Source organism: Shewanella sp. YLB-07, from assembly GCF_009377275.1.
Genome location: NZ_VOQB01000013.1, coordinates 152,848 through 178,580 on the forward strand (window position 1 = coordinate 152,848; position 25,733 = coordinate 178,580).

Sequence of the window (25,733 nt, forward strand, 5' to 3'; positions counted from 1 at the left end):
TGGATATAAATAAACAGTACTTACCATTCTTCTATAGCTCAAAAACGTTCACGCTCTCACCCTGGATGCGACTTGCTTGTGAGAGGCATCCCTTTGTTTTATAGTCAACTCTCTCAATCGCTTAATTGATTGTAATTGTTGTTCAACACTTTTACCCGTTATAAAGTTCACATCTGGCAGCATTGTGGCTTGAATGACTGCTAACGCGTCATTTTTATCTGTTTTTTGATTTTTCCTGACTGCCGATACTAATTTCGCTGAAATTAGGCGACCATCATGCCCTGACTCTATTGCTTTTTGTTTCTATAAACACAAACTTGGATAACATTTTTAGCTAAATCAACGCCAACGATAGTATTGCGCATGATAATACCCCTGATTATATTTTCATTTTGATAATCATATTAACTTACTTTATTAGTGTGGGGAGTCCAATTATCTCACATTCAGTCTTGTTTTCTTATTTATTCAACAACGTCGATTTTTCACCAGATCAATCATTTTTGAAATTGTCGTAACTTTCCAGTCACTACCGTATGTCTTACTCGATGTATAAGTCTCCCAAGCTGGATTATTAAACACATCGCGATAAAGAACTTCTTTATCTGCCACATAAAATTTTACATGACCAATAACATCTTGCACGTTCTTATGCCTATATAACCAACGCAATTCTGCACTGGTTATACTTTCACCATACCCTACCTTTGATACGACTGCATCGATCTGTAAATTTGTTATGATAAAATGCACGGTACCCTTAGATTTCACATGGAATTCCAGCCCAGATTTACTTGTACGTTGCCATGCATTTTTAGATCTTTTTACTAAGTCAATTTCTAGATCAAGCCGAGAAGCAACATTATAATTGGGGTGATTTCCCAAGAAGTTTTTAAAAGCAATTCCTCGCTGACCGTCAACTAACTCACTATTAATGCTTTTATTACTAGAATACCTCCCGGGCAAGCTCGGATTCCAGACTGCATTAGTAAGATCATTTTGAATTATGATGTACCTTTTAGTGGTAGTTGAGCTAAACAATCCACAGCAATAGACGTTTATGATTGGCTGAGTTCGATTTACATATCGGCTTTTAAGCATTTGTAATGCTACGGCTCGAGGAACATCTAAACCGTAAATTACATCTCCGTCTTGAAAATTATCTGCTAGAGCTTCGTAAGCCATTTCACACCTCTATTAATCGGTTCTGTCATAAACTGAGATCGAGCCGTCATTCGTTTCTTAAACATAAGCAACTCTGACCTATAGTAATTTCTGGTGTATGAAGGATGTCCAGAGGGAAATCAGGTTGAATCAATGCGTAGGCATTATTGATAAATGAATGGGCAGCCTCAAAAAAGCTCAACTCTATATTTTGCCAAAAGTACAACCCCATACGGTCGTGCCTGTACTGCGAACCATCATAGTCAAACCGACTACTTGCACTGATAAGAGGGTTATCCCGGTCCGCCACATGAAATGCGGAAGCGAACTTACCTAAATCATGTAATGCTAAGCTAAACACAAATAATGCATTGAGCTGCTGTGGTGATAATTCGAGAAAATCGGCGAGAGCTTTGGTAAGGGGTTTATTAGAACAGAGCAATTGTTGGCCGACGGCTGCCACATCTAAACAATGATAAGGTAATAAATGATACGCATCATCACTACCACCTTCGTTTTTTACTGCCTTCCCCCAATATTTAAAATATCTTGGTAATGGCTTATTTGATGTACCCATTTACCTATCGCCTAAAAATAACAAAGCTTTATTTGATATTATCAGTTTTACTATGTACAAAAAGATTAAAAAACCAGCTTTCGTTCACACTTCTCATATTAAATAGCTTTCCTGCCTTCACCGTTTTATTAGTGCTCTACACGCTGTTACTCCCTGATAACAGTTACCGCACATCAAGGGGTGTATTTCTATACAGTCAAGCAAAGTGAAACGATGGTAGCGAAACAAATCGTCGAGATAGGTTACAAGGCACGGGGTTTTCATGAACCTTTTATAACCACTTAATATATCATTAGGTTTAAATTTTTGAGTTCTTTACATTGTAATCAGTCATAAGCCACCTAAATCAATTCCACGACCCTCGTGATCCAAAAATAACAATAAATCGAATAAATCGTGCCACCCATGGCTAATCAATAACATAGTGAGTATAGCTGGTTATCAATGCTCTACTTGGCGATAAAACCAATCGAATGGGTCTATACATTATTCGAAGCTTAAAAAGTACTGGGAGTGGGTATTTAGAGGCGATAATGATGAAATTCAGATAGCAGGTTTTGACTCAATTCATAATGAGCCTACTTTAACAGGAGGAGTGATTGAAACGCTTAGCCAGCTTGAAAATACTGGCAGTTTTGAGAAAAGTGCCGTCGTCGTTTACCCAAATGTTCACAGTAACTCGTCAGCTCTTGTAATGTCCCCACTGGACCATGAAATAACTTGCCAAAATCAGCGGTGATTTTTAACCAATTCTCACAAGGAATATTTAACCTTGCCAGAATTTTTTCAGCATTGGCTGATATGGCTCCTCGCTTATCATCTCGAATCATTCGGCCTGTTTCATCAACCAATTCAAGGTAGTCTTTCAGTGTGAAGTTTATCCCTTTAGGTTGATTTAAGCGCTCATTACCAATAAAAGAGAGGAGTTTGGCTGGTTGTTTGCCATTGAGGGCGGATTGGATTCTAAGCTGAATACTCGTGTAGTCTGATTGCTCTGGCGTATCGGCCATTTTTGCTCTGATAGGATTGAGGTCTACGTAAGTCATGCAGGCAAGTACAGCTGCTTCATCTAATAATGCTTGGCTTTTAAAGCGTCCTTCCCAAAAACGACCTGTACACTTATCTTCTTTGTTTGCCATGCGGGCAATGGGTTCATTGAGCGACCGCATAAACCAGCTGATATCACTTAATCGACTTCGATATAGAGCAATCGAATGCTTTAAACTGTTAACTTCGAAGCTTTCTATCACTTCACCTTTAGCAAATTTTTGAGTAACTTCAGTTCCCAAAAATATTTGATGCCAGTGCTTAACCACTTCTTTGTCAGTCCAACGATTTGACTCATAAATATCAACACTAAGAACAACATGTAGATGATTAGACATCACTGCATAGGCTGCAATATCTATAGCAAACACATCCGATAATTTCAGTAACTGAGATTCAACCCAGCCACGCCTATGGTCATAGTTCTTACCAGTAAGCTCATCATATCCAAAAAGGAAGGCTCTTCTGGTTACCCTACTACAGCAATGGTACATTGGCGTGTCTTCAATACTGACTTGAGTTCTTCTTGGACGCGGCATAACAATCTCCCACTTAAGCTCTTCATTAAAGCTTAGTAAGAGGGGTGAAAATACGCCATTAAGTCTGGGTGGCACTGTTTATATCAGGGTCAGTGTAAACTTTGTTCCGCTCTGTCCCTTATCGCTTTATCTGTGAGCGCAGCGTTCCGTATTCGGTGAACCGTTAACTCGCAGCGTAGCGTTCTAGCAGTGAGCTTGCGAACGACCTCGCAGCGTAGCGATCTAACAGTGAGTTACTTCATCACCGCTTGCTGGAAACGGTTGCCTGCGATAGCACCACCAATCATTACCAGTAAATACACCCATCCAGATAATGAGAAGTTAGCGATAGGGGTGAACAATGCTCCCACATTACAGCCATTGGCAAAACGAGTACCAAATCCCATTAATAATCCACCTAAAGCAAAAAGCGCCAGCTGTTTAGCTGAGTGGTTTAGGGTAAATGAAAACTTAAACTTACCCATAAACAACACCGCTATTAAGGTGCCTAATAAAATAGCCAAGTTTTGCACTGACACGCCATGTTCAAAAAACGGCGTGGTAAACATAGCTTCAGGTCGCTGGCTTATCTCGGTAATGGTGCTTAATTCGACCCCAAAGAACATCAATCCCTTTGCGAACCAGATACCAAAGGGTATCGACGCTCCCCAGCCTGAGCCGGTACTTGCCATCATGATGCCAAAAATAACCGCTATGACTAACGCGGTGGTGCGCATTTGCCAGAGATTAGCGAACCAGTTTTGATATGTTTCACGGCTGAATAATCTAAACGATTTATCTTCGCCGTTTTGATTGCTTTGATGTTGAATATTTTGCCGCTCAATTTCACCCGACACACCTAAATATGAGCCATTGCGGCGGCGATAGTTTTCATACTTTTTGGCAATAACCACTACGCTTAACGCTAAAAATAGGGTCACTAATATAGACATAAAATAACCATTCAGCGGTGTACCAGCAAATAAGTCAGGTAAAAAGACGCCTTTACCTTGATAGCTTGCTGATGAAAACCACGAATCTGTTATCCAGCTTTGGCTGCTTTGTAATGGAAAGCCAAAGAAGACGCCAGCGCCAAAAAATACCAATGTCGTTGCAGCTCTTGGGACATCACTGACAAGCTCCACCATCACGCCGGTTGCGCAGCAGCTTGATAAGCTCATGCCTGCGCCAAACATGATGCCGCCAATGAGCAGCCCTGCATTGATAGGATTAATCCATAAATTATAGTGCTGGCTGTCAGCATTAAGCAGTAAACCGGCATTGATGATTGCAGTGATCACAAACATAAACATCAGGGTTTGCAATAACTGCGTTGAACCTCGGCGGTAAGCTCGGTTAATACTACCGGCAAAACCAACGGCTCCTTTGGCTAAAGCAAAGCCTAAGCTGAGCCCTAATAACAAACGTAAAAAGAGCCCGTCATTGGCTAACTGAGTTGCGCCAACCACTAACGTCAACAGTAAAATTGTTACGGCCATCACCGCTTGATTCTTATTTATAACCACAAGACTAACCAACCACACTCAATAACAAATGCCAAACAAAAAACAAACAAAACGTTATGCTTTTCAAACGCTTTGCCGTTCCTGTCATTTAGGTTGCAGATTGTGGTGAATCTAGCTGTTTCTGTCTATCGCTATAGCGTGTTTTAGATAGACCCCTTTGTAATAACTCATGCGCTTGTATTAAGAGCACCAAACAAAGGGGTAGTTGCTAATTAGCTATCACTAAAATCGAAGAGATAAACACTCAGGTGTGAACGCGGCTGTGACCTTCCGTGACAAGGATGTCACGGCAGAGCCCACAGGGATTGTGCTTGCGGCGAGTCACAGAACTTTCTCGAAGTAAAGAGTGCACATCCCTCGCCGGGCAGGCGTTTGATTACAACTCAGCTATGGTACTTAGCAAACCACCAAGTACCAAGAGAGCTAAATGAGCCCAATCTACAAAGCTATTTGAAACTTGCTAGCTGGCAAGACAAAGAACACCTCTGGCTAACTCCAAAGTTAGCTCAGCTGCCGAGATCTCTTTGCAGCCTGTGGTGTTTTGGCCGCACCAGAGTGGAGAGAAGTCACTGCAGCCTTGGGCTTCGGCTTGCTGTCTGATAGCTGTTATCGCAGTGGCGGCATGGGGAAATTCTGGGGCGAGCTCGCTTATGGGACCAAGCTCATGTATGACCCGGTTGACGATGCCACGGGCCGGTTTGCCGGAGAACAGGTTGGTGATAACCGTTTTATGTGAGCGATTACTCTTGATGGCTTGCCTGTGTAGCGTGCTGGTGTTGGTTTCATCACACAACAGATAAGCGGTGCCGACTTGTACCGCCGCCGCGCCGAGTGAGAGAGCTGCGCTTACGCCTTTGGCGTCAACAATGCCGCCTGTCGCTATTACGGGCAAGCTGACCCGTGCCAGAATTTGTTGTAGCAGTGAGTAGGTACTCACCTGCAGACCAAGCTCCTCTGACAGGAACATGCCCCTGTGACCACCAGCCTCTAAACCTTGAGCTATGATGGCGTCGGCGCCATTGGCTTCGAGCCAGAGGGCCTCCTCCAGCGTCGTCGCCGTACTCAATACTGTCGCGCCCCAGGCTTTTACCCGTGCAAGCAGGGCTTTTTCAGGCAGACCAAAGTGGAAACTCACCACTCGAGGTCGAAACTCCTCCAGGATATCTGCGACGGTATTGCTGAACGGTTGGCGGCTAGGCCCCTCGGGTAATGCGTCGCTGTCGATGGAATATTCTCTAAAATAGGGGGCTAAGGTCCTGCGCCATATAGCATCACGTTCGACGTTTAATTCGGCTTGATGATGACTGAAAAAATTCACATTGATGGGAGCTTGGGTTTGCGACTGAATATGGCTCAACTCTGCCCTCAAGGCATCGTGACTGAGCATGGCGCAGGGAATAGAGCCCAGAGCGCCGACGGAAGAGACCGCCAATGCCAGTTTACTGTTCTGAACCCCGGCCATCGGGGCCTGAATAATAGGTAAATCTACACCTAAGAGCTCTTGTATACGCATCATGTTGCTACTCCATTTCAATCATATATATGAATTAACTTAAGTCACAAGTTCCGTTTGAAGCTCTCGGTATGAACGCACTTCCAGCTGCTCAGAAGACAAGCCCAGCTCCCCGGCCAGAGATAGGAGCTGCAATCGATAGCTCTCCAACTTGGATTCATCTTCGGTCATGATGGCAAGCTCGGCAAAATTCCCAAGGCCTTCGAGCCTGTCTACAGTGACGTGAAACTTTCCGAGAAAATAGATGCTGCGCAGCTTCTTCACTTCCAGAACCTGGCGATAGCCCATGGTACTGAGCATGCTTCTGGCTTTGGTAGCATTATTGATATTTACCGCTTCACAGCGATCAGCTTCCGGTCCCTTTACTATCCAAAGCATGATGCCGGAGGGTTGAATATCACGGATACAAACAGATTTGTTTTGGCTCTCCAGACTTAAATCCGGCAGATCGAAGTAAGTATCCTGCTCCAGATTATCTTCGTGCATCACTTCAGGCGCCATAGCGGCTAATGCCTTAATAAACCCCTCTCTGTTACTCAATCGATACTTGAGTTCAACTTCAAATCTACCTTCGAAATGCTTGTTCATAGAATGCTACTTCTTATATTCCTGAGAGGCTGAAATATTACTCCCTTAGATAACAAAAAGCATCAGTCAAATCAGAGATAGAAAAACGACCATATGGTACATTTCTGGCGTTAATAACTGGCTCGTCAGACTTGTGCCTCCACGTCATTTACTTGGTTAATTTATAATTAAAACAAAATAGATTTCAGCTATATATTTTGCTATCAGCTTTTACTAATAGCTTGGGTTATCTAGTTTTATATAAGTGAATTTAGAGGTTTTGATGAAAGGCTAATTCTAAAATTAAACAAGCTCAACCTAATGAGCTTGTTTACTCTGCTTTAAGACACCAGGTTATTAAGCCGACGCATCAAGCCTGGCTTCGATCTCAACCGACTTTAACCAATGAGGATGCTGACTTAATAACGCCCCATAGCGTTCGATATGAGGGTACTGGCCTAACTCACCATTGTTTTGCACTATCTCAACGATAAAGGACATCATGATATCCGCACCGCTGAGTTTACCACCGACTAAATAGGTTTTATCTTCGAGCATAGCGTTGAAATAATTCAGCACCTTCTCGACTTCCACCTTAGCATAGCCTTCGAGGAAGTTAGTGGTGCAGCCATCTTTTTCGACGAACATACGCAATAACAACGGCAATATTGCCGAGCTTTCGGCGAAGTGGAGCCATTGTAGATAATCGATATAATCTTGGCTGTCACGAGCGGGCGCTAAGCTATCGGCCGCGAATCGCTCGATCAGATACTCGGTTATCGCACCTGACTCGGCGATAACCTGACCGTCGAACTCGATAACAGGAGACTTACCCAGAGCATGGATCTGCTTAAGCTCTGGTGGCGCCAAAAATGTCTGGCTATCACGTTGATAGCTCTTGATCTCATAAGCCTGACCCAGCTCTTCGAGTAACCAGATGATACGTTTAGAACGCGACTTATTCAGATGGTGCAAGGTGATCATAACTGTCTTCCTTAGCGGTTAAGTTGCGCCATCATGGCATGGGCTACCGCATCCGATGATGCCGGGTTTTGACCCGTGATCAAGTTGCCGTCGGTGACAATAAAGCTTGCCCAATCATCGCCTTTCACATATGTGCCACCCTGCTGTTGCAGCATATCTTCCACTAAGAAAGGCACTATATCGGTCAGCTGCACTGCATCTTCTTCTGAGTTGCTAAACCCTGTGACTTGCTTGCCATCGACTAACGGCTTGCCATCGGTCCCTTTGGGATGCAGTAGCGCCGCTGGTGCATGACATACTAGCCCAAGCGTCTTGCCTGCCTGATGGACCGCTTCAATCAGTGCGATAGAATCTTTATCTTCGGCCAGATCCCATAATGGGCCATGACCACCGGGATAAAATACCGCGTCATAATCCTCGGCATTGATAGTATTTAATATCTGGGTGTTAGCCAGTAGCGCCTGAGATGCTGAGTCTTTGGCGAATCTATGTGTCGCCGCCGTTTGAAAATCGACTTCATCACTCTTAGGGTCCAGTGGTGGCTGGCCACCTAAGGGGGATGCCAATGTAATGCTGTGGCCTTTATCTTTAAATGCATAGAAAGGCGCGGCAAACTCTTCTAACCAAAAGCCTGTCTTAAGGCCAGTATCGCCGAGTTTATCGTGAGAGGTCAGTACCATAAGAATGTTCATTTTCGATCCTTAATATTCAAAAGTAATTTCATACCGAAAGGTATTAGTCGTTAGCCGAACTAACAAGCCGTACTCGACGGCTTGTGTTGAAACCGATTCAAACAAGTTATAGCGCTAAGGTTAAAATATCGCGACTCATGGCTAGGTCAATATTTTCATGTTCACCGAGTGCCACCATGCCGTGCACTTCTAATTGCGCGACGACGGCATCGACATCTTTTTTACCTAAGTCATAATCCGAGAGTCGAGTCGGGATCCCCATGGCCTCGAAGAAGTCGCGGGTCTTAGTGATCGCGAGTTCAATTTTTTCATCATCGCTACCTTGCTGCAGATGCCACACACGATGAGCAAATTGCAGTAACTTTTCACGCTTAGCGTCTTTAGTCAGCGTCAGTAAGGATGGCAGAATGACCGCCAAGGTACGGGCATGGTCCATGTTATACAGAGCCGTGAGCTCGTGACCGATCATATGTGTCGCCCAATCATGGGGAACACCGCTACCTATGGTGCCATTGAGCGCCGTCGTAGCGACCCACATCAAGTTGGCACGTATGTCATAGTCATCAGGATTAACGAGTACCTGAGGACCTAACTCTATAAGCGTCTGGAGTAGGCCTTCGGCTATTCTGTCTTGAACCGCAGCATTCACCGGGTATGTCAGATATTGCTCGGTGATATGCACGAAAGCATCGACGACGCCGTTAGCTACCTGACGCTCAGGTAAGGTATAGGTCTTAGTCGGATCCAATACCGAAAACTGCGGATACACAAGATCGTTACGGAATGGCAGTTTGGCCTTGATGGATTTACGGGTCACCACGCTGGCATTATTCATCTCGCTGCCAGTAGCCGGCAACGTTAACACTGTGCCAAAAGGCATGGCCTGAGTGACATTCGCGCCCCAATTAAGCAAGATATCCCAAGGTTCACCCTCAAAAACAGCCGCCGCAGCGACAAACTTAGTGCCATCAATCACAGACCCGCCGCCCACAGCCAATAAGAAGTCGATCTTCTCTGCTTTGACGACCTCGACCGCCTGCATCAAGGTCTCATAGGTTGGGTTAGGCTCTATCCCACCGAACTCAATGAGTTCACGTTGACCCAGGGCCTGTTTAACTTCGTCTAAAGTACCGGTTTTTCGGGCACTGTTACCGCCAAATAACACTAAGACTTTGGCACCCTGTGGGACTAACTTATCTAGTTCACTAATTTTCCCCTCACCAAAGCTGATGCGGGTAGGGTTGTAGTAATCGAAATTTAACATGGCATTGCCTCACATAAATGATCTTATTTGAAACCAATCTATTGTCTAATTAGACAAAATAGACCAGTCGTCTAGTATTTATTGAAAAAAATCCCCGCGCACCTTAACCAGGCACGCGGGAGTCTAATAATTTATTAGTGTACGAACTTAAGGTTGCAGGACTGATTGAGTCGTTTGTATGGCCCTATCGAGTGCATCCGGGCTATGGCCCAATTTGTTCATCAAACTGGCACCTAACCACATGTGATACAGCATTTCGGCTGTAGATTGTGGATCTTGCTCCGCGATGGACCCATCTTCGATACCTGCGGTAATGCAATCGGTCAGGCGCTGAATCACGCCGGCGGAGCCTTTGAGTAGCGCTAAACGCATAGCCTCAGACAAGTCGGCCACCTCAGCGCTGAGCTTAACCACCAAACACTTCTGATCGATACAACCTTGGGTCTGTGCAGTCAGCCATCTCAGCCAATACGTCATCAGACGTTCATAACCGCTCAAGCTAGTATTGCCAAACAGGCTATCGAGCTCAGCTTTATAACCTTCGAAGTAACCTTGGATAAGCGCTTCACCAAATTGCTCTTTCGATTTGAAATAATGGTAAAAGGAGCCCTTTGGCACTTCTGCCGCTTGCAGTAGTTGCGATAGTCCCATACAGGAAAATCCCTTGGCGACAATAAGCTTGTAGCCTACGTCGAGGATATGCTGACGAGTGGATTGTGTCGGTGATTCTGTTTTCATAGGAAGCGATTCTACGACAAATTAGACCAGTCGTCTAGTGGTTCTTTTTTATCCTATCAGACCTGTGAGTCGAGCATGTACCGCAAGTCATTCGCTTGCTTGATTTGAACTCGGATATTAGAGCCACAATATTATCGACGAATAAGGAGGTAAGCTATTAAATTTAGTCCGGACTTATTCACGTATATGACTCATATTATATATGTCTGTTTGCACTAAATATCTTTTAATTAATTGACATCAGCCAAATAAATCACGCTAAGAATATTAATCACCACAAGTGTTACTTTTGTAATTAATAGATTAAAAATACAGATTAAAGATATAAAAACAGATAAGAGATAATAAATAAACACAACTATTTATTACATATAAAAATATTTACATTGTTTTTTGAATTAGAATTTCAAACAAGACGATCAAATAACAAAACGCTTCAACGCTAGATACATTGCGAGTTCCTTAACAAGTACTGCCAATGTTTTAAATCAAATCATCAATATCATGTTAACAAATATATTCAACGAGTTAAATTAAGTAATGACATTGTCATTTTTGCTTGTCAGTATCGGCAACGTAAGCAATTCAAACAATTGTTTAACGTTTTTGTTTTTACAACTTGTTTGGATATCGCTTATTACACGGGATGTCGGCTAATGGGCCAAAGACAAAGTAGATTAACAGTGGAGATAAAAGCGATGAATCAGGAAATGTTTAAATCTTTTAATGACCAGCTACAACAAGTGTTTGCCCCTTTAAACCAATTTAACCAACTAGTCGCAGAGAATATCGAGCAGCTTTCACGCATTCAGCTTGAAAGCCTGAAGGCCTACAGCACGCTAGGAAATGAGCAGGTCAAGAGTGCTACATCGATTAGCGATGGACAGAGCCTGGCGACTCACGGTTCTAAACAACTCGAGTTGATCACTAAGGTGAGCCAGCAACTGATGGAAGACAGTCAGAAGTTCACTCAAATCGGCCAGTCCTTCAAACAGGCAGCCGATCAGTATGTGAATGAAAGTACTAAAGCGGCTAAACCTGCAAAGTAATTTCGTGCGGCCTCAGGGGCCGCTTTTGCTGGTATCCCATTGAGGAAAATACTCATGACTAATCAATCCCCCTTTCACCATGTATTCGATCAACTCCTTAAAATGAACCAGCAGTTTCTACAACCGCTGCAATCCCAATCTCCGACTCAAAAAGCCCTGCTGGAGAATCAGACTCAAGATTTTGCCTCTCTGATGCAATCTTTCAGTAATCAGCCGATGACACACCTTGAGCAACAGATGCAGTGGTGGCAGCAGCAGATGGAACTGTTTAATACCTGTGTGACAGGTGCCTGCTCAGATCAAACGGATACAGATAAAAAAGCCGATCGACGCTTCAGCGATCCAGCCTGGAGCGAGAATGCCTTTCACAATTACATTAAACAAAGTTACCTGCTGACCTGTAAAAATATAGAAGCTTCAATCGCTTCTGCCGATGATCTCGATGACCCAACCCGACATCGACTCGAATTTTTTACACGTCAGTTTCTCAATGCCATGGCACCAACAAATTTCGTCATGACCAATCCAGAAATACTCAAGCTGACTCTGGAAACGAATGGGGAAAATCTTGCTCGTGGCTTTGAACAACTGGCCAAAGACTTATCTCAAAGCGCCGACACCCTGAACATTAGAATGACAGATGAGAAGGCCTTCATATTAGGAGAGAATATCGCAGCCACTCCAGGCAAGGTCGTATTTCAAAATGAGTTATTCGAACTGATCCAATATCAGCCGACCACAGACACGGTTTATAAACGTCCCTTGCTCATAGTCCCGCCATTCGTCAACAAGTACTACATCATGGATCTACGAGAGTCACGCTCCTATATCCGTTGGCTCGTTGCCCAGGGCCATACCGTATTTTGTATGTCCTGGACTAACCCTAATGCCGAGATGGCTGCAACGGGTTTTGAGAATTATGTGCTACAAGGTGTGATCCCAGCACTGGATGCCATTGAAAAGCAGACAGGCGAGCGTGAGGTCAACGGTATCGGCTACTGCATTGGCGGCACATTACTGACCACGACGATGGCTTATATGGCGGCTAAGCGCACTAAACAGAGGATTAAGTCTGCAACCTTGCTAACGACTATGCTCGACTTCTCTCATCCCGGTGAGTTAGGCGTGTTTATCAGTGACCAGATGATCAGTGCCATCGAGGCTCAAAATAATATTAAAGGCTATATGGACGGCCGACAGATGGCGGTATCTTTTAGCCTGCTACGAGAAAATGCCCTGTATTGGAACTACTACATCACCAATTATCTTAAGGGTGAAAGCCCGATGGCTTTCGACTTACTCTTCTGGAATAGCGATAACACCAATATCACAGCGGCCTGTCATAACCAGATGTTGAGGCAGTTCTATCTCAATAATGAGCTCTGTGAGAAGGGAAAATTCAAGGTAGGCAATGTCGCTATAGATCTGCAAAAGGTCAATGCTCCTGTGTATTTCATGTCGGCTATCGAAGATCACATCGCATTATGGCAAGGCACATACCAAGGTAATCATCTGCTCGGTGGCGATAGCACCTTCGTCCTGGGCGAGAGTGGCCATATCGCCGGACCTATGAATCACCCGGATGCTCAGAAATACGGTTTCTGGACAAATGCCGATACCAAGCTGGATGCCAGAGATTGGCTGAGTACCGCCGATAAACATGACGGCTCCTGGTGGCAGCACTGGCAAACCTGGGCCGATGAACGCAACTTCGGCGAGCGCATTGAACCACGTACTCTTCAAGGTGAATTGGACGCCCCGGGCACTTATGTAAAACAACGTATTGCAGACGTCATCCAGGCAACTAAAGAGGAAGTATCACATGAAGATTAAAATTGGCGATACCGAGACGATTGAAAAAACCATCGATGCCGAAACCGTGGCGGCTTTCGCCAAGATTGCCGAAGACTTTAATCCGGTGCATCTCGATGAGGAATATGCGGCAACCACGCAATTTGGCAAGCCTATCGTTCATGGCATGCTAGCATCCAGCCTGATCTCGGGTCTGTTAGCCAGTAAGCTTCCGGGAAAAGGGTGTATCTATTTGGGTCAGACAATCAAGTTTACTAAGCCTATTTATGTCGGTGAATCAGTCACAGCCAAAGTGACCGTGACCCAGATTCGAGAAGACAAGCCCATAGTGACCTTGCTCACTGAAGTGTTTAACCAGCAAATGGAGTTGACCATATCTGGTGAAGCAACCGTTAAGCTGGCTCAAGCCGTTTAAAACTTAAGAATATGTCAGCTAGATAGCAATGCTCAGGCATTGCTATTTTATCAAGCGACCAAGTTACCCTCTCCATATCACTTGCCCTATTTTACCTGCTACACTCATTACAGCAGCTAAAATACTGATTAAACACTTAAACCCAAATCACTTAGAATAAGTCACTTAACATAAATCACTCAGATTAGATCACTGAAGCAGTGACTTAAAATAAGCAGTTTAGCTAGACAAAAGGATTTGTTTATGGCCATCGCCTGTGTCGCTACCAGAGCTAATAAGGGAGTCGATGCCCCTCCGGTTACCGTCGAAGTTCATCTCAGCAATGGTTTACCCGCATTCAATCTGGTCGGTTTACCGGAGACTTCAGTCAAGGAAGCCAAAGAGCGTGTTCGCAGCGCGATTATTAATGCCGGATTCGAATTCCCCATGCGCCGCATCACAGTAAACCTAGCACCTGCCGATCTTCCCAAGCAAGGTGGTCGTTACGATCTACCCATTGCCATCGGCATTCTGGCGGCATCGAAACAAATCCCCAAAAACGCACTAAAAGATCATGAGTTTGTTGGCGAGTTAGCCCTGTCTGGCCATATAAAGCATTGCCAGGGTCTGCTACCTGTCATTGTTGAGGCGCGAAAACTAGGTACCCGCCTGGTGATCCCCCTGGATAATCGAGCCGATGCCGAATTAGTCGGTTTCAATAAGGTTTTTTTTGCCACTCACCTGCAAGGTTTAAGCGAATACCTGCACGGACAGACGAGGTTGCCTGGCATAGAGCCAGGGCTGGAGTGGATAGAAGCGGAAGATATCGACACTCATCTCTGCTTCAGCGATGTCATCGGTCAATATCAGGCCAAGCTGGGGTTGGAAATTGCCGCGGCTGGCAATCATAACGTAATGCTTCTAGGACCTCCAGGAACCGGCAAGAGTATGCTTGCCAGTCGCTTAATGCAGCTATTACCGCCACTGAACTACGATGAGGCTCTGGAGGTCGCCACCTTACATTCGGTGGCGGGTCAGGCTATCGAGCCCAAATCCTTTTACAAACGCCCCTTTCGCAACCCCCACCACACAAGTTCTGCGGTCTCTTTGGTTGGCGGCGGCACTCATCCCAAACCTGGCGAAATATCTTTGGCTCACAGAGGCGTACTCTTCCTCGACGAGGTGGTCGAATTTCCTCGCAAAGTTCTGGACTGTCTGCGTGAGCCCATGGAAAGTGGCGAGGTGGTCATCTCCCGCGCTGCGGCTAAGCTTAAATTTTCCAGCCGCTTTCAACTGATAGCGGCAATGAACCCGAGTCCATGTGGCGATATCGATAATGCCAGAGCTACGCCAGATCAGATACAAAGATACCTATCTCGCTTATCTGGCCCCTTCTTAGACAGGTTCGATCTCACCATTGAGGTCCCTCGTCTCCCGCCCGGAGCCTTGACCAAAATCGAGCCCTCGACTGAAACCAGTGCATCAATAGCACTGCGAGTAAAAATGGCCAGAGAATCACAACTGGCGCGGGCAGGAGTGCTCAACAGTGACTTAACCGGGAAGCAGCTTAAACAATTAGGACAATTCAAACAGGCCGACCTGCTTTTTCTGGAGATGAGCGTCAACAAGTTAGGCTTATCGGTAAGAAGCTATCATCGCTTACAAAGAGTCGCACGCACCATCGCCGACTTACAGCAGAGTGTAGCCGTCGAACGCAGACACATAGCTCAAGCCTTGGGCTACAGAGCCATGGATCGACTGTTAAATAACTTAAAGGCGCAATATTAACCTTAGCCACACGGCGTGAATCCCTCAGGATTAATTACATATCTAATGCAATTGGTATATTATAAGTCTCCAATTTTGTCGGGGGATACTAGGTGGGTAGAGTTTTGTCATTAATCAGAGGCAGTCTGGCGTTCGTGTGTTGGCTAGTGAATACTATTTTATGGGTACTTCCTATCATCATATTTAGCCCAATTAAACTCATACCTATCCCAGCGGTCAGAACCACCTGCTCTAGCTTATTAGACAGTTGTGCCACCAGCTGGATCACCATTAACGGTGTAATAGAACGTATCTTTCACCCGGTAAATGTGCACATCCATAGCGATGCAGAACTCTCGACAAAAGAGTGGTACATGGTCATAGCCAATCACCAATCTTGGGTCGATATTTTAATTTTGCAACGAGTGCTGAACCGTAAGATTCCTTTCCTGAAGTTCTTCCTCAAGAAGGAGCTGATCTTTGTGCCATTCTTGGGATTAGCCTGGTGGGCATTAGATTTTCCTTTCATGCGTCGCTACAGCACGGCCCAACTGAGAAAGAACCCTAAGCTAAGGGGCAAAGACATTGAGATCACCCGCAAGGCCTGCGCTAAGTTTAAGTCTAAGCCTGTCAGCGTGATGAATTTTGTCGAAGGCACACGCTTTAAAGCCGACAAACATAGAAAACAAAACTCACAGTTTAAACACCTGCTAAAGCCTAAGGCCGGCGGCCTGGCATTCGCCCTCTCGGCTATGGGTGAGCATATTCACAAGTTGGTCGATGTCTCCATCTACTATCCTGAGAAAGTGCCAACTTACTGGGAATACATCAGTGGCCAGGTAAAAGAAGTGCATGTGCATATCAGCGTGTCAGAGATCCCAACGGCGATGCGTGGTGATTATATGAAAGACCGTGAGTTTAAAATTGCTTTCCAGGAGCAACTAAATCAACTTTGGCTAGAGAAAGATAAGACCCTTGATTTGTTGGCCCAAGAAAAAGCCGTAAACCAGAAGGTGTGACCTCAAGATGCTAAATTTTTTACCTGGTTCAGTGCTCTTTTTTATGAGCTCACTCCTATTAATCATCAATACCACCATTTGGGCTGGGTTGATTAGTCTTGGTGGAATAATTAAGTTGTTTGTTCCTTTTACTGCGGGACGCGACTTGCTCACTAAGCTTATGAATCGCTTTATGTGGGCTTGGGCTACCGGTAATGGAGGCATTCTCCACCTGCTTGCCGACATAGAGTGGGACATCGAAGGGCTGGAGAACTTGGATAAAAAATCCTGGTATCTACTCATCAGTAACCACCTCAGTGGTTTGGATATCGCAGTACAAACTTATGTACTGCGAAATAATATCCCTATGCTTAAGTTTTTCCTCAAGCGTGAATTGATGTACATTCCATTTATCGGACTGGGCTGCTGGGCCTTAGACATGCCATTCATGAGCCGAACCAGCCCGGCAAAACTAAAGAAGAATCCCAAGCTTAAAGGTAAAGACCTTATCTCTACCAGACGCGCCTGTGAGAAGTTTAAAACCATGCCCACCTCTATCATCAACTATGTCGAGGGCAGTCGCTTCACCAAAGAGAAGCATAGACGTCAAGACTCTCCCTACCGATATCTATTACGCCCCAAGGCGGGCGGCATAGCCTTCACGCTATCGGCCATGGGCGAACAATTTACCAATTTGCTTAATGTCACTGTGGTCTATCCTGAGGCGAAAGACGATCCTCTATCGGAAGTCATGCACGGTAAAATTAAGAAGGTAGTCATCAGAGTTCAGATACTTCCGGTTCCTGAAGTCGATAACAAACGCTACTTTTCTGAGCCTCAGTGCCGAGTCGATTTCCAGCGTTGGTTAAATCAAGTCTGGGAAGAGAAAGATGAGCAGATCCATCAGTTGATGATAAAACATGGTGCAGTAGAGGCTGATTCAACAAACGCAAAGCAAAGCCTTAACCAATAGATTAATCCGGTTTAGCCGAACATGACCTAGATTGTTCGGCTTAATACCATTCCGAGTAAGTATCTGATCATTCAGCGGGAGTTCAAGGCACTGTAGGCAAGACGAATGTTTGAAGCTAATAGTTATTCTATATCGAGAACATTCAACGCAGCATAAAGGGCTTTGAAACCCGCACTGCGTGAGGCTCTCAGCGTTTCCACTTCTGTGTTACATTGACTTAAAAGGGAATAACCATTTCCTCATCAATGTGCCTTGAATTGAAAAATCTGAGAGTCTCTGAACTGACCAGATACTTATATGGAATGGTATAACATCTCCTATCCACCAATTTCATCCATCCGAAAGACATCCAAATCACAGCAGCCGGCACAATTGACCAAATACTTTTGCCATCAAACCCAATAATTTATGTACTGTGATCCCATAAATTCAAATTTAGTATAAAAATCTTCTGTTTAAGGAAGTTTCTAAACGTTATAATTAAGAAGCGATCAATTAACAGACGTAACAGCTACGCGCGGTAAAATTGATACATTTAGTGACTAAGCTAATCCTCTATAACATGCCGACAAACCACCCAAGGTCATTTCTTGACTGGTTATGTTGATGAAAAGTTATTATTTGATGCTTATGTCTACTGAAATCCTTCAACCAGACAAATAAATCTTAAAGATGTAAAAATAATGAGAAATTTAATGTTTTCAGGGAAAAAGTTATCACCTTGGCTCAACGGCATCATTATAATGATTTCGTTAACGATAACGGGTTGCACCAGCATATTGGCACCAACCACTCACTCCCAGCAAGTACTGCATGTTAGTGTATCCGAGCTCGGCCAATATTGGATTGTGAAAGATGGCGTGATGGACTGGTCAGTATTATTTCAGGATCAAGTAATTACAGGCGACTTTACCGCTAACTTTGCCATTAACTCTCAGGGAGAGATACAGCTCATGGAGCTCACCCAGATCTCAGGCAGCTTGAAAACCGATGAGCTTAAACTCGAAAGCTTTTCTCGTCAGAGCTTTATCGCAACCAAGGGAAACTATTCAAATCAACCAGTATCTGTGACCGCAAGAGTCATACTGAACTAGCTGGTTAGCGATGAATACCAATCGGTATAATATCGAACGGTAAATCCAGGCACAATAAAGGCGCTTTACAGCGCCTTTATTAATTTTGTCGATTTGTCAGTGAACAAATGACTAAGTAATTCGATTTACCAGCTGCATCCAACCTTGAGGGCCTTCGATCTTGCCCTTCTGGATATCCGTCAATACCTGGTAGATACGGCGAGTATTCTTACCCACGTGACCATCACCCACAGTCACGACACGGTTATCTTCGAAGATGTAAGAACCGACAGGCGATACCACAGCCGCAGTACCAAAACCTCCAGCCTCGATAATCTCACCTGACTCGATATCTGCGATAAACTTATCCAGCATCACAGTCTCTTGACGAACGACGCAACCTAGCAAGTCACCGAGTTCCAAAATCGACTCTGAGGTGATCGATTTAAGAATCGTATCGGTAAACGTAGGGATGATCACAGTGCCATCTTTCAGCACGTGAAAGTGATTCATTGCGCCGACTTCTTCGATCTGTTTGTTGTTAGCATCAAGATACAAGACCTGAGCCGCACCGTATTCGGCAGCAGCCTTACCCGCTTTCAATGAGGCAGCATAGTTACCCGCAGCCTTCGACGCACCGGTTCCACCGGACACGGCGCGATGGAAACGCTCGCTGATCAGTAAACGAATCGCCTTATCGAAACCATCTGAATAATAAGGGCCACTCGGGCTCAAGATCACACAGAAGGTGTACTCTTCACTCGGGCTCACCGACAATCTGTCTTCGGTAGCGAAGATAAACGGCCTGATATAGAGGCAGGCATCTTCCTGCATCGGGAACCAGAGTCTGTCGACATCTATGAGGGCATTAATCGCCTTGAGTTGCATCGATTCATCCAAGGCTGGAATACAGAGAATATCGGCAGAACGATTGAGACGTTCGGCATTCTTATTCAAACGAAAGGTATAGATCTCATCGTCATCGTGCTTGAATGCCTTAGCACCTTCGAACACTGATTGACCGTAGTGCAGGGCGATGGCACCAGGTGCAATTTGAAAAGGCCCATAAGGTACAACTCTAGGATCACGCCACTCTCCGTCGCGATAATCCATTAAAAACATATGATCGGTTCTGAGGTTACCGAAGCCCACATTTTCTTTAGGCTCGAACTGTTCAGTACGGCGCTCAGACGCAGGTTTTAAATTATAGTTTATTTGCATTGCATACCACCTTGATTACTGAATAAGCAGACTATGGATGGACGGCGGTAAAGTCAAGCAGAATGGGGACTGCGATTAAAATCATACCTTGGCAAGCTTGCAAGTTTACTCTTTCTGCATCCCAGCAAGAGATGCAAAACTGCCAGCCTCATCAGTGCTAACTAAGGTGAAGGTCTCAGAATGAATATGGCGTTTCAACACGATATCAACGAGTGTCGTCTGATCAGGCTTAATTAACTGACTCACCTGCTTGGGCTCGCAATGATATTCGGCGGTTCGATAATAGCTGAACCCAGAATCTGGCCTGGGAACAATTTTAAACCCCATTTTCCCCTCGGCCACAGATAGTAGCTTATTAGTATCCAGATACAGGGTAATGCAATTACAATTTTGGCTATTTTTTTGCTTATCCAGCATAAAGCCTTTAGGTAACTTGCCAGGATTAAAATCAGCTCCACTGAGTAGATATAAATCGAAATCCGTCACCTTATGTCCAAGGTCATCCGTGACTCGCACCACTAACATGCTATGACGCAGCTTTTTCTTTACCTTGTCCGAACGCAACACCATAGCCTCAGATACAGCAGCATATTGACTGCTAATTCCAACAGATAAACACTCGAGTATCGAAGAGACCACCCTCTTCTTACTGGCATTTTTTCGCGTCACTGAAGCCATGATACCCATAGCACCCTGACTATGACAGGCTCTCGGGATGATCTCGAATGCGCACTCCTGCAGCGGTACTTTATACTCGGCCAGAGTCAACCGACTCACACAGTCACCTTCAAATCCCGTACAAGTCAGCTCGGCTTCTTGGGCTAGGCGTATATATGAGAAATTCATATTCGCTGCGGCGCTTCTCACCACACCGTCAGAGCCAGGCTCAGCAGTATAACTATTCATATAGTCATACAAGCTAGTGTCTATCTTCTCACCAGTGAGCACAAAGGGGAAAATACCTGCCTCACTAAAACTGTAACTTAACCAGTGTAGATTCAATACATGTTGGCCATCACTGCCTAATTCCAGCCAATCGAGCACCCTCTGGCCAGGCTCAACACCGTCGAACCAAGCCTTGAGCCTGCTGACTCTGGATTTTCCTATCTGAGCTAATGCCGAACCGTGATTAGCAGGAGCTAACATGATCAAGTGATTGAGGGGCGCTTGGATTAAGCTTTTGCCATAGTAACGTTCAAGCCAGGCACGGATCACGGGGCCACCCGTAGAGTGAGTGATAACAGAAAATGTCTCATCACCCAGCTCTCTAAGGCGCGCCGCTTCGAAGGCAATTGAAATATCCTCTAACGTCACCTCATCGTTGAAACTGATATAGCGACCAAGATGAATATGTTGGATATCTAGCTTAAGTTCAGGATCCGCTAGCTTAGTTAAGGCTTGGGGTAACTCACCATAGGTATCAGTACTAGTCACGCTCCAACCATGAACAAAAACCAGCTTCATCACAACCTCAATTAAGTTTATATTTCAGATAGTTAATATATCAATCATGGGAGTAAAAACAAGCTGATATATTTTCCTTTGAGCTTTATAAAAAGTACAGATTTCCCACAAGCCACACGGGAACACAAGCCAGTTAATACTAATTTAATATTCAGTTAAGGTTCAGCCCGGTTCACTTACTATGCCCCCACAACAAGACCCGTACCCACAATAAGAGCACTTTTATGAACAACAAGATGAATAAGAAAACCTTAGTTTTAGCGGCTGTGATCACATCCGCATTTGCAATGCCTTCTATGGCCGCCGATTGGTTTGTTGGTGGTGGTGGTGTTGGTGCACAACAAAATGGTTATAAACAGGAACTCACTCCTTCACTTGGACCAACTTTAAACTGACTTGATGAATACTTAATCACTATTTATTTACGCTTCTCATTATTCATTTTAAAACATGAAAATTATTACAAACAACACATTTTAGATTAAATACTCTAAAATCAAATCCATACAAAAATATAATTAAGGAACAAGCCCTTATACTTGTTCATTATTAACTCAACCCTCTTATTCCATTCAGTTAATGTTCAGACTAACCAAACTAGTATGCGCCCGTCGAAAATCGAAACATATTAATTTCTGAGTGAGAGTAATTTATGAAAACCCAATCTTTAGTGTTAGCAGCAGCAATCGCAACAATTATGTCAGCCCCAACGATGGCAACCGAATGGTTTGTCGGTGGCGGGCTTGGTGCACAACAAAATACCCATAAAAGTACAGCTCCATCTGTAACCGGAAATGGCACTACAAGCTCTCGAGATACTGAAAACAATATCACCTATGAACTACGTGGTGGCGCTTTCTTGAATGAAAACAATCGAGTTTATGGAACTTATTCCATCAACTCTGATCATTTCTCCAGACAGCAAAGCCTATTAATATCATATGATTACTTAGTTAGTTTAGGTGAAAGTAACAAGCTGAACTGGTTTATCGGCGCAACAGCTGGTGTTAACCACTTTAGCCCTAAGACTGATGAACTAAGCTCAAAAAATCGATTCGTCTGGGGTGGGCAAACAGGTCTTATGTATAAGTTCACCGACAACATAAGTACTGAGTTTGGCTATCGTTACCTAAAGCAAGATCATGAATTTAAAGCAAGCGAAGACACTCATGCATTCAACCTAGACAATAGCCAGCAAGTCTATCTTGCCGTCGACTACCGTTTCTAACTCTGAAAGCACATTGTTAAAGCCCCTTATGGGGCTTTCGTCTATTTAATTTCTGAATGAGAGTAATTTATGAAAACCCAATCTTTAGTGTTAGCAGCAGCAATCGCAACAATTATGTCAGCTCCAACAATGGCAACCGAATGGTTTGTCGGTGGCGGTATAGCAGAACATCAGACCAACTATAAGACTGGTTCTTCTTTGCAAATACAAGGTGATACTCCCGACAATAGCATGTCTAGGAACTCATCTGAGGAAGGTATAGCATATGAACTACGTGGTGGTGCTTACCTGAACGATCACTCTCGTGTCTACGGTACTTATTCCTATTTCTCTGAATATCTATCAAAGCAGCAGAGCTTCTTAGTTTCTTATGATTATTTGATCGGTCTAAATGCTAGCAAAAGCCTAAACTGGTTTGTCGGCGCAACAGCGGGGGTTACCCACTTAAACCCAAAACAAGATGGACGTAGCTCTAAAAACGGCTTCGCCTGGGGTGGTCAAACAGGTCTTATGTATAAGATCACCGACAGCATTAGCACAGAGGTAGGTTACCGTTACTTGACACAAGATATAAAGTTTGCAGCGACAGAGACTGAAGGCGCAATGAATACAGACCACAACCATCATATCTATCTTGCCGTCGACTACCGCTTCTAATTCTGAAAGCACATTGTTAAAGCCCCTTATGGGGCTTTTTTCGTTTATCAGTAATCCAAAAAATCAATGTGATATAAAGTTTAATTAAAGTTCTTAATAAAAAGAAAAACATTTAAAACAAAAAACCATAACGACAACTAAAAAACAAAGATAATCAGCAACATAGAGCAGTACGACTAAAGAATAACTCCTTATTCTAATCCCTCATAAAACAGCGTTCTATTATTCCATTCAGTTATCGTTCAGACTGATCCGACTAGTATGCCCTCAACGAAAAACAAATGACTTAAATTTAAGTCGCTTAAATCTAAGTCACTGAACATAAGTTACTTAAATTTGAGTCACAATAATTCCAAAGAGTGAGAACATATTATGAAAACCAAATCTTTAGCATTAGCAGCAGTAATCGCCACAGCAATGTCAGCCCCAACGATGGCTGCAGACTGGTTCATCGGTGGTGCAGTAGGTTACCAACAAGACACCTACAAAACAGATTCTTTGCTAGAAGGAAAAGATAAAGACAAGCAAAAGGATATGACATACCAAGTACGCGGTGGTGCTTACTTAAATGATAATAACCGTGTTTACGGTACTTACTCGTACAACTCAGATGATATTGCAAAGCAACAAGGTTTCTTAATGTCATATGACTACCTAATCGGTCTGGATGCTAGTAACAAACTTAACTGGTTTGTCGGTGCTACAGCTGGTATGAATCACACTAGCCCTGACTCTAAAGACTTCAGCTCTAAGAATACCTTCGTTTGGGGTGGCCAGACAGGTTTCATGTACAAGATCAATGACAAACTAAGCACTGAAATAGGCTACCGTTACCTGAAGCAAGATTATGATCTAGATATATCTAATGGTGCCAATAAGGGAACTTTCTCTCTTAACGATACTCAGCAAGTTTATCTAGGTGTTGATTACCGCTTCTAAACAATAATTTTAAGAAGAGCCCCGCGAGGGGCTTTTTTACGTCTGTATTTCTGGAACAACCTGTATTTGTTTACTCAAATGCCTCATTAAGTCCCCTAGAAATAACAAACACTATTCATCCCGATAAATTCAATCTAATCTGTTCTACTCCCTTTGTTACATGAAAACACTATGAGCACTTACAAGATATTAGATTGCGGAATTCATGATTACCTAGAACTAGCTTGCATGAGATCTTATTCTCTGGTTATTGAGTTAACAGGCAAGAAAACTATAACAGGCACTGCATTAAATATAGAAACTCGCCGGGATAAATCGGAATACCTGATGATCAAGCTGAAACAGGATCAGGGGCAAGAGCTGAAAACAATCTCTATTAGACTCGATCAGATAGTCGCTTTCACTCCTATCTCTAAAGATGCCAGCTTTGAAAAAATAGAAGTCCAGATAACATAATTAAATTATGTTACTGACTGTCCACAGTAAGACACCTGTAAGTAAATACCCAATAAGGGTCGCAATTTTCTAGTTAAAAAATGACTCTTTTACTAACCCTTAAGCAACAAGCACAGAAAAAAGCCATTTCCTTTCAGTTTTCAACGAATTTTTTCATCATTGAGCATAATTAACTATTCACTAGAGTCCCTGCGCTGATAGAATAATCACACCATCCAGAAACTATTAGGACTCCCATGAGCCTTGAACTACTGTCCAAGCTGGAAACAAAAATCCAAGCAACACTCGAAACTATTGAGCTATTGAAAATGGAGCTTGAAGAAGAGAAGCAGAAAGGCATTAGCCTTATTGAGCAAAACCAACAGCTGAGCCAAGATCTTAATTCTTGGAACGAAAAAGTCACCGGACTCGTTGGCTTGCTCAATGAAGAAGTGAGCTAGTACAGAGAGTCAGACTCTCTGTACTGCCTTTTATAGCATGAGCGAAGACTTAAGCCATCTTCGCTTCGCTAGTTTGAGCCTCGATCAATTCATTAAGTTCTATAATGGCTTGTTTTACTTGCGGTAAGCTCTTCCTTGGTAATAAAAATCTCCCTTTCTCAAACTCTAAACGACCTAGATCTTTTACCCAGATCACTCCAGATAAAAAAATACGCGCATGTTTCACGATAAGCTTTGGTGCATAGACAGGAAAAACTCTCACATGGCCTCCTTGTTATAACTGTTTACTAACTACTAAACCGCTTTATTATTTTTTGAACTCGACTCTGAGTTGGACACATGTTTTACCATGAGAGTTTCATTAATAAATGTTTTTTTTGTAAATAATTGAAACAGTATCCGCAACGGTAAAACTTTTTCTTGTCAATCAGACCTATAACCAATAAATATTTTTAATTGTCGCTTGCCAATAAATTGACACCCTGCTAGATTAGAATGGTTACTCAGGGTAAAACTGAGCCCTATGGCTCGATGACCGTATTTCTTGCGACCAGGAAATACGGTTTTTTTTATGCTTTTAAAATAAGTATAAGACCCTAAGGCAAGTCTTGCTTAACGCATTCAAGCATCCAATAGCTAAACTCTTCATAAAATTATGTGTCATTCAGGCAG

At 43.7% G+C, this 25,733-nt stretch carries 26 protein-coding genes and 1 pseudogene; 13 read left to right on the forward strand and 14 right to left on the reverse strand.

Annotated features, from left to right (window positions below; genetic code table 11):
* Positions 1-63: 63 nt before the first annotated feature.
* The 11 genes and pseudogenes from FS373_RS24060 to FS373_RS24110 all read right to left on the reverse strand — a co-directional run.
* A pseudogene (locus tag FS373_RS24060) lies at positions 64-365 on the reverse strand (IS110 family transposase); the annotation flags it as partial.
* Between the two features lie 103 nt (positions 366-468).
* The gene (locus FS373_RS24065; protein ID WP_152830788.1) at positions 469-1,185 is read right to left on the reverse strand and encodes a hypothetical protein; all 717 of its coding nucleotides are present in this window, start codon (positions 1,183-1,185) and stop codon (positions 469-471) included.
* A 46-nt stretch (positions 1,186-1,231) separates the two neighbouring features.
* Positions 1,232-1,741: an HD domain-containing protein gene (locus FS373_RS24070; protein WP_152830789.1), complete on the reverse strand. Its 510-nt coding sequence runs from the start codon at positions 1,739-1,741 to the stop codon at positions 1,232-1,234.
* A 608-nt stretch (positions 1,742-2,349) separates the two neighbouring features.
* A complete protein-coding gene (locus FS373_RS24075) occupies positions 2,350-3,327 on the reverse strand; it encodes a transposase (RefSeq protein WP_152830790.1) in 978 nt (325 codons plus the stop codon).
* A 233-nt stretch (positions 3,328-3,560) separates the two neighbouring features.
* Entirely contained in the window at positions 3,561-4,832 is a 1,272-nt protein-coding gene (locus tag FS373_RS24080) for a YeeE/YedE family protein (protein WP_322619558.1), read from the reverse strand.
* Between the two features lie 460 nt (positions 4,833-5,292).
* The gene (locus FS373_RS24085) at positions 5,293-6,348 is read right to left on the reverse strand and encodes an NAD(P)H-dependent flavin oxidoreductase (RefSeq protein WP_227993209.1); all 1,056 of its coding nucleotides are present in this window, start codon (positions 6,346-6,348) and stop codon (positions 5,293-5,295) included.
* Between the two features lie 36 nt (positions 6,349-6,384).
* Entirely contained in the window at positions 6,385-6,933 is a 549-nt protein-coding gene (cyaB, locus tag FS373_RS24090) for a class IV adenylate cyclase (protein WP_144048359.1), read from the reverse strand.
* 336 nt (positions 6,934-7,269) lie between these two features.
* Positions 7,270-7,896 (reverse strand): glutathione S-transferase family protein, encoded by a 627-nt coding sequence (locus tag FS373_RS24095; RefSeq protein WP_152830791.1) that lies wholly within the window; start codon positions 7,894-7,896, stop codon positions 7,270-7,272.
* Positions 7,897-7,907: 11 nt separating this feature from the next.
* Positions 7,908-8,588 carry a type 1 glutamine amidotransferase domain-containing protein gene (locus FS373_RS24100; RefSeq protein ID WP_144048361.1) on the reverse strand — a complete coding sequence of 227 codons (681 nt, stop codon included), beginning with the start codon at positions 8,586-8,588 and terminating at the stop codon, positions 7,908-7,910.
* Positions 8,589-8,694: 106 nt separating this feature from the next.
* Positions 8,695-9,852: an iron-containing alcohol dehydrogenase gene (locus FS373_RS24105; RefSeq protein WP_152830792.1), complete on the reverse strand. Its 1,158-nt coding sequence runs from the start codon at positions 9,850-9,852 to the stop codon at positions 8,695-8,697.
* Between the two features lie 147 nt (positions 9,853-9,999).
* Positions 10,000-10,590, reverse strand: a complete 591-nt coding sequence (locus FS373_RS24110; protein WP_144048363.1) for a TetR/AcrR family transcriptional regulator — start codon at positions 10,588-10,590, stop codon at positions 10,000-10,002.
* A 698-nt stretch (positions 10,591-11,288) separates the two neighbouring features.
* On the opposite strand from FS373_RS24110, the gene FS373_RS24115 reads away from it, so the two are divergent.
* The 7 genes from FS373_RS24115 (at position 11,289) to FS373_RS24145 (ending at position 18,677) form a co-directional block, all read left to right on the forward strand.
* Positions 11,289-11,639, forward strand: a complete 351-nt coding sequence (locus tag FS373_RS24115; protein ID WP_144048364.1) for a phasin family protein — start codon at positions 11,289-11,291, stop codon at positions 11,637-11,639.
* A gap of 54 nt (positions 11,640-11,693) precedes the next feature.
* Entirely contained in the window at positions 11,694-13,472 is a 1,779-nt protein-coding gene (gene phaC / locus FS373_RS24120; protein ID WP_152830793.1) for a class I poly(R)-hydroxyalkanoic acid synthase, read from the forward strand.
* On the forward strand, positions 13,462-13,866 hold the full coding sequence (locus FS373_RS24125) for a MaoC family dehydratase (protein WP_144048366.1): 405 nt from the start codon (positions 13,462-13,464) through the stop codon (positions 13,864-13,866). Before phaC ends, FS373_RS24125 begins: the two co-directional genes overlap by 11 nt.
* A gap of 243 nt (positions 13,867-14,109) precedes the next feature.
* On the forward strand, positions 14,110-15,633 hold the full coding sequence (locus FS373_RS24130; RefSeq protein WP_152830794.1) for a YifB family Mg chelatase-like AAA ATPase: 1,524 nt from the start codon (positions 14,110-14,112) through the stop codon (positions 15,631-15,633).
* A gap of 92 nt (positions 15,634-15,725) precedes the next feature.
* Positions 15,726-16,631: an acyltransferase gene (locus tag FS373_RS24135; RefSeq protein WP_144048367.1), complete on the forward strand. Its 906-nt coding sequence runs from the start codon at positions 15,726-15,728 to the stop codon at positions 16,629-16,631.
* 7 nt (positions 16,632-16,638) lie between these two features.
* Positions 16,639-17,583: an acyltransferase gene (locus tag FS373_RS24140; RefSeq protein ID WP_144048368.1), complete on the forward strand. Its 945-nt coding sequence runs from the start codon at positions 16,639-16,641 to the stop codon at positions 17,581-17,583.
* Positions 17,584-18,266: 683 nt separating this feature from the next.
* Positions 18,267-18,677, forward strand: coding sequence for a hypothetical protein (locus FS373_RS24145; protein WP_144048369.1), 411 nt, complete (start codon positions 18,267-18,269; stop codon positions 18,675-18,677).
* 111 nt (positions 18,678-18,788) lie between these two features.
* Here FS373_RS24145 and FS373_RS24150 read toward each other — a convergent pair whose 3' ends face one another.
* Positions 18,789-19,877, reverse strand: coding sequence for a branched-chain amino acid aminotransferase (locus FS373_RS24150; RefSeq protein ID WP_144048370.1), 1,089 nt, complete (start codon positions 19,875-19,877; stop codon positions 18,789-18,791).
* Positions 19,878-19,982: 105 nt separating this feature from the next.
* The gene (locus FS373_RS24155) at positions 19,983-21,341 is read right to left on the reverse strand and encodes an esterase/lipase family protein (protein WP_144048371.1); all 1,359 of its coding nucleotides are present in this window, start codon (positions 21,339-21,341) and stop codon (positions 19,983-19,985) included.
* A 224-nt stretch (positions 21,342-21,565) separates the two neighbouring features.
* Between FS373_RS24155 and FS373_RS24160 the strand changes: the two genes are divergently transcribed.
* The 6 genes from FS373_RS24160 (at position 21,566) to FS373_RS24185 (ending at position 25,061) form a co-directional block, all read left to right on the forward strand.
* A complete protein-coding gene (locus tag FS373_RS24160) occupies positions 21,566-21,736 on the forward strand; it encodes a hypothetical protein (protein WP_185976914.1) in 171 nt (56 codons plus the stop codon).
* A gap of 257 nt (positions 21,737-21,993) precedes the next feature.
* Positions 21,994-22,569 (forward strand): outer membrane beta-barrel protein, encoded by a 576-nt coding sequence (locus FS373_RS24165; RefSeq protein WP_144048372.1) that lies wholly within the window; start codon positions 21,994-21,996, stop codon positions 22,567-22,569.
* Positions 22,570-22,683: 114 nt separating this feature from the next.
* Complete coding sequence (locus tag FS373_RS24170) at positions 22,684-23,226, forward strand: outer membrane beta-barrel protein (RefSeq protein ID WP_229381025.1); 543 nt, start codon at positions 22,684-22,686, stop codon at positions 23,224-23,226.
* 372 nt (positions 23,227-23,598) lie between these two features.
* Positions 23,599-24,165, forward strand: coding sequence for an outer membrane beta-barrel protein (locus tag FS373_RS24175; protein WP_144048374.1), 567 nt, complete (start codon positions 23,599-23,601; stop codon positions 24,163-24,165).
* 171 nt (positions 24,166-24,336) lie between these two features.
* The gene (locus tag FS373_RS24180; RefSeq protein ID WP_144048375.1) at positions 24,337-24,621 is read left to right on the forward strand and encodes a Rho-binding antiterminator; all 285 of its coding nucleotides are present in this window, start codon (positions 24,337-24,339) and stop codon (positions 24,619-24,621) included.
* A gap of 236 nt (positions 24,622-24,857) precedes the next feature.
* On the forward strand, positions 24,858-25,061 hold the full coding sequence (locus FS373_RS24185; protein WP_144048376.1) for a cell division protein ZapB: 204 nt from the start codon (positions 24,858-24,860) through the stop codon (positions 25,059-25,061).
* A gap of 49 nt (positions 25,062-25,110) precedes the next feature.
* Here FS373_RS24185 and FS373_RS24190 read toward each other — a convergent pair whose 3' ends face one another.
* Entirely contained in the window at positions 25,111-25,323 is a 213-nt protein-coding gene (locus FS373_RS24190) for a DUF1107 domain-containing protein (protein ID WP_077753430.1), read from the reverse strand.
* Positions 25,324-25,733 lie beyond the last annotated feature (410 nt).